At 41.4% G+C, this 12,285-nt stretch carries 13 protein-coding genes; 6 read left to right on the top strand and 7 right to left on the bottom strand.

The window, feature by feature from the left end:
• Window positions 1–113: 113 nt before the first annotated feature.
• Window positions 114–356, top strand: coding sequence for a DUF2061 domain-containing protein (locus CDG60_RS03135; RefSeq protein WP_087513691.1), 243 nt, complete (start codon window positions 114–116; stop codon window positions 354–356).
• A gap of 150 nt (window positions 357–506) precedes the next feature.
• On the opposite strand, the gene CDG60_RS03130 is transcribed toward CDG60_RS03135, so the two are convergent.
• Window positions 507–1,337 carry a UCP032817 domain-containing protein gene (locus CDG60_RS03130; protein WP_087513690.1) on the bottom strand — a complete coding sequence of 277 codons (831 nt, stop codon included), beginning with the start codon at window positions 1,335–1,337 and terminating at the stop codon, window positions 507–509.
• Between the two features lie 193 nt (window positions 1,338–1,530).
• On the opposite strand from CDG60_RS03130, the gene CDG60_RS03125 reads away from it, so the two are divergent.
• Window positions 1,531–2,388, top strand: a complete 858-nt coding sequence (locus CDG60_RS03125) for a LysR family transcriptional regulator (protein ID WP_087513689.1) — start codon at window positions 1,531–1,533, stop codon at window positions 2,386–2,388.
• Between the two features lie 96 nt (window positions 2,389–2,484).
• Here the strand turns inward: CDG60_RS03125 and CDG60_RS03120 are convergent, their stop codons facing one another.
• Window positions 2,485–2,727, bottom strand: coding sequence for a DUF2789 domain-containing protein (locus CDG60_RS03120; RefSeq protein ID WP_087513688.1), 243 nt, complete (start codon window positions 2,725–2,727; stop codon window positions 2,485–2,487).
• A 143-nt stretch (window positions 2,728–2,870) separates the two neighbouring features.
• Complete coding sequence (locus tag CDG60_RS03115) at window positions 2,871–3,521, bottom strand: HAD family hydrolase (RefSeq protein WP_087513687.1); 651 nt, start codon at window positions 3,519–3,521, stop codon at window positions 2,871–2,873.
• A gap of 182 nt (window positions 3,522–3,703) precedes the next feature.
• Here CDG60_RS03115 and CDG60_RS03110 point away from each other — a divergent pair, with 182 nt between their 5' ends.
• Together CDG60_RS03110 and ptsP are read left to right on the top strand one after the other, a co-directional pair.
• Window positions 3,704–4,186, top strand: coding sequence for an RNA pyrophosphohydrolase (locus CDG60_RS03110; protein WP_087513686.1), 483 nt, complete (start codon window positions 3,704–3,706; stop codon window positions 4,184–4,186).
• Window positions 4,187–4,267: 81 nt separating this feature from the next.
• Window positions 4,268–6,565 (top strand): phosphoenolpyruvate--protein phosphotransferase, encoded by a 2,298-nt coding sequence (ptsP, locus tag CDG60_RS03105; protein WP_087513685.1) that lies wholly within the window; start codon window positions 4,268–4,270, stop codon window positions 6,563–6,565.
• A gap of 43 nt (window positions 6,566–6,608) precedes the next feature.
• Here ptsP and CDG60_RS03100 read toward each other — a convergent pair whose 3' ends face one another.
• Together CDG60_RS03100 and CDG60_RS03095 are read right to left on the bottom strand one after the other, a co-directional pair.
• Window positions 6,609–6,815 (bottom strand): DUF7230 family protein, encoded by a 207-nt coding sequence (locus tag CDG60_RS03100; RefSeq protein WP_087513684.1) that lies wholly within the window; start codon window positions 6,813–6,815, stop codon window positions 6,609–6,611.
• Window positions 6,816–6,991: 176 nt separating this feature from the next.
• Window positions 6,992–7,423, bottom strand: a complete 432-nt coding sequence (locus tag CDG60_RS03095; RefSeq protein ID WP_087513683.1) for a hypothetical protein — start codon at window positions 7,421–7,423, stop codon at window positions 6,992–6,994.
• Between the two features lie 331 nt (window positions 7,424–7,754).
• Here CDG60_RS03095 and CDG60_RS03090 point away from each other — a divergent pair, with 331 nt between their 5' ends.
• Window positions 7,755–7,949 (top strand): hypothetical protein, encoded by a 195-nt coding sequence (locus tag CDG60_RS03090; RefSeq protein WP_068973724.1) that lies wholly within the window; start codon window positions 7,755–7,757, stop codon window positions 7,947–7,949.
• Window positions 7,950–8,177: 228 nt separating this feature from the next.
• Here the strand turns inward: CDG60_RS03090 and CDG60_RS03085 are convergent, their stop codons facing one another.
• A complete protein-coding gene (locus CDG60_RS03085; RefSeq protein ID WP_087513682.1) occupies window positions 8,178–9,854 on the bottom strand; it encodes an acyl-CoA dehydrogenase family protein in 1,677 nt (558 codons plus the stop codon).
• Between the two features lie 79 nt (window positions 9,855–9,933).
• Between CDG60_RS03085 and CDG60_RS03080 the strand changes: the two genes are divergently transcribed.
• Window positions 9,934–10,554 carry a TetR/AcrR family transcriptional regulator gene (locus CDG60_RS03080; protein ID WP_087513681.1) on the top strand — a complete coding sequence of 207 codons (621 nt, stop codon included), beginning with the start codon at window positions 9,934–9,936 and terminating at the stop codon, window positions 10,552–10,554.
• 143 nt (window positions 10,555–10,697) lie between these two features.
• Here CDG60_RS03080 and CDG60_RS03075 read toward each other — a convergent pair whose 3' ends face one another.
• A complete protein-coding gene (locus CDG60_RS03075) occupies window positions 10,698–12,023 on the bottom strand; it encodes an ISNCY family transposase (protein WP_079393426.1) in 1,326 nt (441 codons plus the stop codon).
• Between the last annotated feature and the right edge of the window lie 262 nt (window positions 12,024–12,285).

Below are 12,285 nucleotides of genomic sequence, written 5' to 3'. Positions count from 1 at the left end.
CCACTGAATAAAGATCATTTACAAATCCAATGATCACGAATAAAAAAATCTCTTTTACATTTTAAATGATAATGATTATTATTTAATTATCTTCTCATCCTGTGGTGACGCTCATGGCTCGTATTCATAATTTTGTTCAAAGCAATCAACGGATTTTCAAAAAAACGCTCAGCTATTACATCATGCACATCACTGTTGCAATGCTGGTCGCATACGTGATTACCGGTAATCTGTGGATGGCGATTACTTTAAGCCTGATTGAACCTACTGTTCAGGCGATTGCATTCTTTTTCCATGAAAAAGCATGGAATGCGCAGGATCGTAAAAAATCCCTGAATGCCAGTGATGCAGCCTGAAGCCGTCCAGACCATGAGTCGGATTCTGTTATCATCTGACAAGACCGATGTATGGACTCAGGCTGTCCAGCTGAACCCCAGATACAGTTTTCACATTTAAGAAACTGATATTCCACACAGATCAAGCTTTCAACATAATAAAAATTCAGGTTAATCACCACCACCGCCTCCACAGCTGCTGCAACTGCTACAGGATGAAGATGAATCTGAGGACGATGAACTTTCTGAACAGTCACGACTGTCAGAATGACTGGCTGTACCCGAAGTGGAAGAAGAACAACCGGATGAGTTTGAACCACTGTCCCGAATAGAGAACTGATCATATAAAGCATAAATCAGCGTCATTTGAAAAATAAAACCTGCTGACCAGGCAACGTTCTGATCGACCTGAAACAAGCGAGGAATCTGCTCTGGATGCAGACCTTTAACCCCATGCAGACGGCAACTCACCTGCCAGCTGTGCAACAGCTGAAGTCGGTGAACCCGATGTTCCCCTGCTGACACCTCCTCTGCATGTGGATAGTGATACAACTGAAATCCAAGTAACTGCTGACACATTTCTGCATAAAAGCCCGCGTATTTTTCCAGTAAAAGATGCCACAATGCATCCACTGACTTTGAAGGCATCGCATAGGCCTGTTTCTTAATCAGATGCAATGCCAGATAATCCTTAAATCCCTCTTCAATCTGTTTGAGCTGTGCAGCTCCATACCCAGGATACTGCCGTGAAAAATCGGACAGAATATATGATGGGATCTGAAATGCATCCAGTCGTGCCATTTTATGCATACTTTTAAAACGGGAAATCCCCCAGATCAGCATAAAAACAGCAGGAATCAGCAGTAACGTAAAATTTCCGGAAGCATAGCCAATACCTGCAGTCATCATGAAAACCACCGCACTGACAATAAAAAATACAGACCAGCTGATTTCACTGAAATGCCTTCTGTACGGATGCTGATTGGTGGTCTGTTTATGCATACATGGCTCTGTATTTATTTTTATTTAACTTAGCTGAAATTAGCATCTCTAAAGTCAGAAAATTGTAATTCAGCCCCTCGTATATACACTACAGAAGTTTGAAATTAAAAATTTATGAAATTTTACTTTGATTAATTCTTAAAACTTCTAAATAATGAATTAAGCATAAAAATTCTTTATGGATGAGTGAGCAATGAATTTAGCAGCCTTTGAAGCCTTTGTGAAAGTCATGGAAACAGGATCAATTTCTATGGCGGCAGAACTTTTATTTATTACTCAGCCCGCTGTGACCAAAAGGATTCACAGCCTGGAAGAATATTTTGGTGTCAAACTGTTTGAGTCGGCTGGACGAGGCGTGCAGGCGACACATGCCGCTCATTCCCTGCTGCCTAAAGTCAAAAACTGGCTGAATGAACTGGGTGATATTCACCATACGCTCAGCCATGAACAGGGTGAAGTCCGTGGCAAACTGAAAATTGGTACCAGTCACCATATTGGGTTACACCATCTGCCTGACCATCTGAAAAACTATGTTCAGCAGTTTCCTGAAGTCAAACTGGATGTCCATTTTGTGGACTCAGAACAAGCACACGAACAGGTACTGGCAGGAGATCTTGAACTGGCGTTTCTGACTTTACCGCCAACAGGAGATGACCGGCTGAACTATTTCACCATGTGGAATGATCCGCTGGTATTTGTGGTTGCGCCATTTCATCCACTGGCACAGATCAACAACCTGAAACTGGAAGATTTGATTGAATATCCGAGTCTGTTGCCTGCTGCACAGACCTATACCAGTCAGATCACCCTGGCAGAGTTCGAAAAGAAAGGGTTGAAACCTAAAATTACCATGAGCAACAACCCACTGGAGTCGATCCGCATGCTGGTGTCGATTGGTCTGGGATGGTCTGTACTGCCTAAAACTTTGCTGAATCAGGATTTGAAACAGCTTGATCTGAATTTTGAAATGAACCGTAAACTGGGGATGGTCTGGCATCCAGGACGGACTCAGTCACGTGCGGTTCAGGAACTGATTGAGATGATGAAATAATCCAGACATTATTTCTGATCGCAACAAAAGCTGAAAATAAAAAATCCTCCACTTAGGGAGGATTTTTTATTTTCAGCAGCCGTTCAGCGCACTGAATTATTCTACAGAGTCTTCATGCAATGACTCATTCAGCTGATCCACCACTGTAGCCCATTCACCATCCGACTGAATTTTTTCAGACAGGAACTGACGCTGTGCATCCGTCCAGAACGGTGCCTGAGTAATGGACATAGAGGCATCCATCTGATGATTTTCAATAAATGTCTGAATCCCTTCTTCGCTTGAATCAAGTCCGAGCTGTTCAAACAGATTGGTCATTCTTGGACGTGTCTGGCTCATTGTTATTCTTCCTCTGCAAGTAAAATACTGTTCTCAACATAGCATCTTTTAAGTGAAAGAAAAGTATTCTGCATCATACTTTTGGCTAAACATTCAGCAGATTCTGTTTTTTTCAGAATCATCACACCATGAACAGATCCAGCTTAAATCGACCAGTCCTGAATTTCCCAGCGCTGCTCTTCTGCTAATGCTTCCAGACGGTCATCAGGGTTAATCGCAAAAGCATGATCTGCATACTCCAGCAGAAAACGGTCATTGATCGAGTCTGAATATGCCCAGGACTCTGTCACATCACGCCCTTCCAGCCACTGATCCAGACGCGCCAGTTTGCCTTTCTGATAACATGGAATATTGATTACTTTGCCTGTGTATTTTCCATCCACAACTTCTGCATTGGTCGCAATAATTTCGGTAATACCAAATTCACGGAAAATCGGCGCAGTAATAAAATCAGAAGTTGCTGTAATTCCCACCAGCTCATGTCCCGCATCTTTATGTCGCTGAATCGCTTTGAAGCCTTCCGGACGCATTTGTGGACGAATCACTTTTTTCATAAACAACTGATGCAGTTCAGTTAAATATTCATTGTCATGCTTTGTTAAAAATTCAAAGACAAATTCATTGTAGGCAATCGGGTCAAGCTGCCCTGCTTTGTAATCTTCATAAAATTTATCATTCATTGCACGGTGATGGACAGGATCCACCAGCCCCTCATTGACCAGAAACTCACCCCAGGAGTGGTCAGAATCGGTATTTAATAAGGTGTGATCCAGGTCAAATAACGCCAATTTCATGAAAATACCCGTTTAAACTGAAATTTAAGAAAAAAATTGTAAATCTATCACCGCTAGTCGATAGAAATTCGTTAAGATCATAGCAATTTTACAACATTATTACTTTGACTTTATCGAGCTGGATAAAAAAGAGAGTATCCCCATATATAAAGTCAGAGATATTAAACAATTTTAGGTGCCAGATGATCGATTCAGAAGGTTTCCGACCCAACGTCGGGATCATTTTGGCAAACGACTTTGGACAGGTTTTATGGGCAAAACGCATTGGTCACAATGCTTGGCAATTTCCACAAGGAGGTATCCAGCTTGGAGAATCCCCTGAACAGGCACTTTTCCGTGAGCTGAGAGAAGAAGTTGGCTTACTGCCCGAACACGTCGAAATCGTAGCGCAGACAAAAGGCTGGTTGCGCTATCGTTTGCCGCATCGGTATATACGCACGGATTCAGATCCTGTATGTATTGGTCAAAAACAGAAGTGGTTTTTATTGAAACTGACAGCGTCTGCAAAAAACATTCAGCTGAACCTTTCAGACCCTCCTGAGTTTGATCAATGGCAATGGGTCAGTTACTGGTACCCACTGGGTCAGGTCGTGAATTTTAAACGCGATGTATACCGTAAAGCCATGGTGGAACTGTGCAATCAGTTACCCATGAAAAAACCATAAAAAATCGCATTAAAATGCAGATTTTATGGACTACTGTTGTTATAAATATATTCAGGATTAATTTTTAACTGGAGCAGTTTTATGTCGAATATGCAGCTGGACACCTTAAGACGCATTGTGCAGGAAATCAATGCGTCCACCAGTCTGCATGAATCACTCGACATTATGGTCAACCAGGTGGCGCAAGCCATGCATGTTGACGTCTGCTCCATCTATTTACTGGATGAACGCAATCAGCGTTATCTGCTGATGGCATCCAAAGGTCTGAATCCCGAATCTGTCGGTCATGTTTCACTGCACACCAGTGAAGGTCTGGTCGGTCTAGTCGGTCAGCGTGAAGAAATTGTCAACCTGGACAATGCACCTAAACATGAGCGGTTTTTATATCTGCCTGAAACCGGAGAGGAAATCTACAATTCTTTCCTGGGTGTGCCGGTCATGTACCGCCGTAAAGTTATGGGTGTACTGGTTGTTCAGAACAGAGAGTCGCAGGATTTCAGCGAAGCCGCAGAATCTTTTCTGGTGACCCTGTGTGCTCAGCTTTCAGGCGTGATTGCACATGCTCATGCTGTTGGAAATATTGACGTCTTCCGTAAACCCAGCAACACCCCTGCCTACAAAACCTTCCAGGGCGTTTCTGGTTCAGGCGGTATTGCTTTAGGTCGCGCTGTTATTTTATATCCCCCTGCTGATCTGGACGCTGTTCCCGACCGTGAAGCAGATGACATCAGTGAAGAGCTGCTGTTACTGGATAATGCCATCGCATCAGTCAGACAGGAAATTCTGTCTCTGGATGAAAAAATGCAGGATGCATTGATGGCAGAAGAACGGGCTTTATTCAGCGTGTTCCTGCGGATGCTTGATGAAAATGCCCTGCCTGCTGAAATCAAAACTGAAATCCGTGATGGTAACTGGGCACAGGGGGCTGTCCGCAATGTCATTGATAATCATGTAGCACTGTTTGCACAGATGGAAGATGACTATCTGCGGGAACGGGTTTCTGACCTGCGTGATCTTGGACGACGTATCCTGGCTTTCCTGCAGGAAGCCGACTCCAGTCACCGTGAACTGACTGACGAAAGCATTCTAATCGGTGAAGAAATTTCCACAGCTGCACTGGTGGAACTGCCCGTCGATAAAATTGCAGCGATTGTCACAACCGAAGGTGCGATGAACTCGCACATGGTGATCGTGGCTCGCGCACTGGGGATTCCAACCGTTGTCGGAGTGACAGAACTTCCGATCAACACGCTTGATGATGTTGAAATGATTGTGGATGCTCATCAGGGACGGGTCTTCATTAATCCACCGCGTCGTCTGCGTACCCGATATAAAGAAGTCCAGAAAGAAGAAGAACAGATTGCAAAAGACTTAAAACAGTACGAAACCAAAGATGCTGTTACCCCAGATGGTGTAGCAGTCAAGCTGTATGTCAACACAGGATTGATGATTGATGTTGTCCGTGGTGTACAGCGTGGTGCCAAAGGGGTCGGGCTTTACCGTTCCGAAATTCCGTTTATGCTTCGTGACCGTTTCCCTGGTGAAGAAGAGCAGCGTCTGATTTACCGTCAGCAGCTCAGTCACTTTGCCAATAAACCCGTAGTGATGCGTACCCTGGATATTGGTGCAGACAAAGACCTGCCGTATTTTTCCATTGAAGAAGAAAACTCTGCACTGGGATGGCGTGGTATCCGCTTTACCCTGGATCATCCTGAAATTTTTTCTTCACAGATCCGTGCAATGCTCAAAGCAAGTATTGGTCTGAACAATCTGCATATTTTACTGCCAATGGTCACCAGTGTCAGTGAAGTTGAAGAAGCGCTTTATCTGCTTGAACGTGACTGGGTCGCTGTTCAGGAAGAAGAACAGGTCAAAATCACCAAACCTAAAATTGGTATCATGGTTGAAGTACCCAGTGTGCTTTTACAGATTGAAGAATTTGCTGAACTGGTGGACTTCTTCTCTGTAGGTTCCAATGACCTGACTCAGTATCTGCTGGCGGTTGACCGCAACAATCCTCGGGTTGCCAACGTTTATTCGCATTTCCATCCATCAGTACTGCGTGCGCTGAGCCGACTGGTCAAAGAGTGCCATAAATACGACAAACCGATCAGTATCTGCGGTGAAATGGCAGGTGATCCTTTAACAGCAATTCTGCTGATGGCAATGGGCTTCAATACCCTGTCCATGAGTTCAAGTAATATCTTACGGGTACGTAAAGCAATCTGTCATGTCCCAATGAGTGATGCAGAGGAATTGCTGGAGCGTGTTCTGAAAGTGAGTAATCCACTGATGGTGAAAAGCTGGATGGAATATTATTTTAAGACACATGGTCTGGAAGATATGGTGAAATCTGCAACACGTATTATCAGTGCATAACAGAGAAAGAATTTCTTTTATATCACTGCATCATTTTTACTGTTCAGATCACCTGACATAAAACGGAAGAATTCACAGACAATAAAAAAGGGAGATAATCATTTGAGTATCCCCCTTTTTTATGTTTTGCATAACCTCGTTTTGCATTCTTTTTCCGATCTACAAAAGTCTGGCTCTTGTTAAAATCATTCATGTGTTTTGCCACAAAGTTGTGAATCACAACTTCAGGCGCAGCTTTTTTCTTCGCCATTTTATTTACCTTTCAGACTGTATATTCACCGCAACATTGGTGATGTGATGCAAGGCTGATATTACGCTTTCCCGTGTGATTTTCAAGCAAAATTTTGTATTAGCTCAAAACACTTTTCCAAATCAAAAAACTTAAAACAATGACCAGTTAAAACACTTAATATCAATGCTTTAAACTCAAACCCAACCGATAACAATAAACGTGTTTTCACTCTTATCAGAGCCAACCACGATATGAGTGTGATCTGCTTCTGAATTTGTTTGTATTAACACACGATCCAACCATTTTTGGTACTTTTTCTCACGTTGATCTCTTTGTCGATAAAAATCCATATCATCCGTATGATCATAATCATCATTAATTGCAGGAATCATAATAGTCGCTTTCTCAATCTGATGATCTATAAAATAGACCGAGACATTGATTTCACGTCCATCTTCAAAAAAAGTGTAATCCATATAATCTACGGTGACTTCGCCATGCGCTCTCTTTGAAACAAATGACTTAACCGAAAAATTCTTATTAACATCCATAAACTGAGTATTTTGATTAAATTCAATATTTTCTATAAAAAGTTTTGTTGGATATTGCTCTATTCTACAATTCATATTGAACTCACTTATTATTAGGAGGTCTGAAAATTACCGACCTCATAGACGCACTATCATGTATGGCAATAGATATATTCACAACACCTTAAAACCCATATACAACTTCTTTTTCAGCAGAATAGTTAAATGACAGAACAGATATTTTTCACTGCTTAAAATAAAGACAATGATAACAAGATGTTATAGCTTGAAAACACACATTCTCACATTGGATTTCATTAAAACATAAAATAATTAAATATTTTAAATAAGTTAAATTTGCTTTATTTTTAAAACGTATATATATTGTATATACATTTTGATTTTCACCTTTGGGGATAAATACGTGATGGCTGAATTACCCAAAAAGACAAAGGTGAATAAAAAAGATGGTCAGCTCTTAATTCGCATTAACAGTGCTGAACGGGATGAGTTTTTACAATTGTGTGAAAGTCTCGATACCAGTGCGGCACGTGAGTTAAGAAAATTTATCCGTAGTTTTATCAAAAAGCATCAGCCAACGGATAGCAAAACGAAGGAGTAACATGATGTCAAAGCAAGTTAAATCTTTAAAGAAACAAATCAAAGCACGTTTGGACAAAATTTCAAAACACGAAGGTAAATTGAAAAAACTCCAAAAAAAGCTTAAAAAACAAAAGTAATTTTCAATAATTACTGGTTAAAAGTATCAGCTTCAAATCAAATTTGATTTAAGCGTATGAAGGTCATTATCATGATGACCTTCGCTGATTTTGGCATTTAAAAATCTATTTCAACTCGCCAACGCCCTTTGTAACAGTCGCTCCACATCCACTGATTTCGCATCCACCATTCCCACGACTCGTCCATGAAACTCACTATAACGAGTTGCGATAAATGCATCAGCAACAAACTCAGGTGCATACTGTTTCAGTAAAATCGCCTGAGCGAGAATGGTTAAACGACTAACTAGACTACGTGCCATAAATTGCATTTCATCGGCTTGTAGACTGCTGAATAATTTAAATAAAGACTGCAATTCATTCTGTAAAACAGCATCACCTGAAGCCACTTTGGCAAATGATTGGAACAGGACTTCGATGGACTCACGATCACGTTGAATAGCTCGCAACACATCTAAACACATAACATTGCCCGAACCTTCCCAGATGGTATTTACAGGGGCTTCTTTAAAAATACGTGCCATGATGCCAGTGTCTACATAACCATTGCCACCAAAGACTTCCATCATTTCACCTGTCAGTTCCACAGCACGTTTGCATACCCAAAACTTAGATGCAGGGGTCATGATGCGTTTCCATGCCAATGACATTTCATCATCCTGTTCATAGCAATGTGCGAGATGAAAACTGAGTTGCATCGCAGCTTCTATTTCCAAAGCCAAATCCGCAAGTACGGCTTGCATCAAAGGTTGCTCAGCTAAATGCTTTCCAAACACTTTACGTTGACGGGTATAAGCAATGCACTGCACCAAAGCCTGACGCAACATCGCACTTGAACCCACTGAGCAAGTCAAACGGGTGTAATTCGCCATTTCAATAATGGTTGGAATACCACGCCCTGCTTCACCGATCATGATGCTCCAAGCATTTTTAAATTCGACTTCTGAACTTGAGTTACTGCGATTGCCTACTTTATCTTTTAAGCGTTGTACGTGAATATTATTCTTCGTACCATCCTCCAACCAACGAGGTACAAAGAAACACGCCAGACCATCCTGTTCGGTTTTCGCTACCACTAGATGTGCATCACACATCGGGGCTGAGAAAAACCATTTATGCCCTGTCAGTAAATAGGCTTTGCCACGACCTGATTCCGCAATAGGAACAGCAAAAGTTTCATTGGCACGGACATCTGAACCACCCTGCTTTTCCGTCATGCCCATGCCCATCCAGATGGATTTCTTTTGGGAAATCGGAATATCACGTTCATCGTATTCATTGGACAGTAATTTTTCACCGATTTTTGCCCAAAGCTCAGGTTCATTTTGAATCAGTGGAATACTGCCTAAAGTCATAGAATTGGGACATAAGTTTCCACATTCGACTTGTCCACTTAAGAAAAATCGTGCAGCCCAATCCACCCATTTTGAAGAAGACTCTGAATGTTTAAATGGATGTGCATGGGTATTGAACTGACGGTTAATGCCCATCCATTTATGCCACGCAGGGTGAAATTCTAAAAAGTCTTTACGGCGACCACGTGCATCGAAGCTATGTAATTCAGGCGTATGACGATTGGCTAGGTCTGCATATTGGTAATATTCTGCTGAACCTACAATCTCTCCAAACTCTGCTAAAGTCTGCTGATCCTGACTGCCGTAGCGTTGTAAAATTTCCTGTAGGATTTGGTCAGTGCTGAATAAATTATAGTTCTGTAATTCATCAAACTGATTGCTGATTTCGTGCGTTTGCCATGTTGTGATTGTTCCAAGTTGTGCTGTGTTCATCCTGAATCTCATCTTGTTGTTTGCTTCGATTACATTCAGTATAGAAGAAAATCTGTAAATGGATGTTCGGGTTATTTTTATGGTTTTGCCTGCAATCAATGTACGTCGTAAACCTCGCCAATCAAGGGCTCGCATCACCCAGGAAGCCTTGATGGAAAGTTTTGTTCGGCTTTTGCATGACCGTCCCGCCAGTGAAATCACCATTCGCGAAATCACCGATGTTGCAGGTGTAGGACTTGGTACCTTTTATGAGTATTTTTCTAAAAAGGAAGACCTGATTGCTTTGACCATTCATCAGCATGTGAAAAGTAATGCTGAAGCCTTAAAAAGTTATGCACAAAGTCTGATCGAGTTATCCACAAATCTGGATTTTTCAGCATATTTACAGCACATTATTCATTTTCAATTACAGGAAGTTCAGGCACAGCAGTTTTTATGGGCGCAGACCTTTTTATTGGAACGACAAATTTCGAGTATTGAAATTTATCGTAAAAGTTATGAAATGATGGTGCAGATGTGGCAAAGCATTCTCATGCCTTTTGTTCAGAATCATGAACAACTGGATCGAGTCAGTTTAAATGTACAACGGGTTTGCTATGGTGTTATTTCACAGACTTTATTGATTCAGCCTGAGTTTAGGGAGTGGGAAACTTTGGAGAGTGATGTGATTGGTTTTGTAAAAAGTTTGATAGAGGTATAGATTTTTATTTGCAAAAATTTCAAAATTGCTTAAGAACAAAGCGACTTGTTTTTAAATTAATTAAAATATTAATTTTAAAAGTTATATGGTTTAGTGTTATTCCTAAGTAGAAATGTCCTACCTAATAACCAAATAGAAATGTCCTATACAGACACTTCCAAGTCAAGCACAGGATTCAGATTTCGTTCTTTGATTACTGTTTTCTGTGCACGTCTGCTCGGCATCTTTTGAGAACGATTGCGTTTGTTTTGCTGTTCTAATTCTTCGTGCTGTTGTTGAATATGATTGAGAACAGCACCTAAACGTTTATTCTCAACAACCTCTCGCTGGTTGAGCTGACTTAATTTATCGAAGATGCTGTAATTGATTTTTCTTCCTTGATGTTCAATGGCTACCGTGCCATCCGGGTATTCCAGAAACTCAAGATACTTGCCGATCAACCTTTTATTTTCTTCGGTATTTTCCAGTAAATATACGCATTTATCATAAGTAATCGTCAGGCTGTTCGTGACTCTGCGGGGTTCACGCCAGGTAAAAACATCATCTAATTCTTCGGCTGTTTCAGTGACAGTCCGGTGTAGATCCTTGGGATTAAAGGCCATATTGGCAAATTTACGATTAAATTGCTCGATAAAGCAGGGCAGCCAGGCATTCGCTTGCTCAATCGAATAGATGCCTTCCAGGCGCATTTCTTTAATCAGACGGTCCTGAAGCGTTCTATTCGCCCGTTCTACACGGCCTTTGGCTTGTGGTGAATTGGCGAAGATGATATCGATATTGAGGGTACTGAGTACGCGTCCAAACTGGGTAATCTTGGTGTCTTTCTTGCTGCTTTGATTCACCCTGAAGACTGAATGTTTATCACTGTAAAACGCCAACGGCTTACCATGCTGCTCAACATACAAACGTGTTGAAATCATATAGTCAAATGCTGATTCCGACTCACAGAAACGTAAATGCTGTAATTTTCCTGTGGCATCATCGATAAATACCAGCAGACAGCACTTAGCAGCGCGTCCTTCAAACCAGTCATGGTGTGAGCCATCGATTTGAATCAGTTCACCATAACAATCTCGGTTATAACGAGGCTGATACGGGCGTTTCAGGCGCTTGGCGCGAGGAATCCACAGATCGGCTGCAATCATCCAGGAACGCAGTGTTTCCACTGAAATATCGAATCCATGAACAGTGGTGAGCTTTTCATGCGCTAAAGTGGGTCCGAAACCATGCAGTTGATCCGAAACAATATTGAGGCACTTGAGTCTGAGCTCTTCAGGAAGCCTGGAATTGCTGATTTGGCCACGTGCAGCATGTGCTAATGCAGCTGGGCCTTGAGCTTTGTATTTTTGCAATAAACGTCTGATCTGACGTTCTGAAATATGAAGTAGCTGAGCAGCTTGGGACTGGGTTATGCGTTGATCACAGATTTCTTGCAAGACCGACAATCGTTTAAGTTCTTTATCCGACATAGACACCAACATATCAAACCGTCCGCTAAGAAAATTGCAAAAGTGCATATTCTAAAAGCGGACATTTTTACTTTGGAGAAACCGGACATTTCTACTTGGGGCTTACAGTTTAGATTTCGCATAACGCCCATTATGTTAAATAATATGTAAATCCTAATGTTAATAACTAATTTTGTGAGTAATTAATTATGTTTGATGGTCTTAACTTTATTCAGAAAATAGGCCTTTTTTTAGTACCTATTTTTTTAATATTAGGTGGATT

This window comes from Acinetobacter chinensis (assembly GCF_002165375.2).
Classification (GTDB): Bacteria; Pseudomonadota; Gammaproteobacteria; order Pseudomonadales; family Moraxellaceae; genus Acinetobacter; species Acinetobacter chinensis.
Note: the sequence above shows the minus strand (reverse complement) of the source record. Positions and strands in the feature narration are given on the sequence as shown.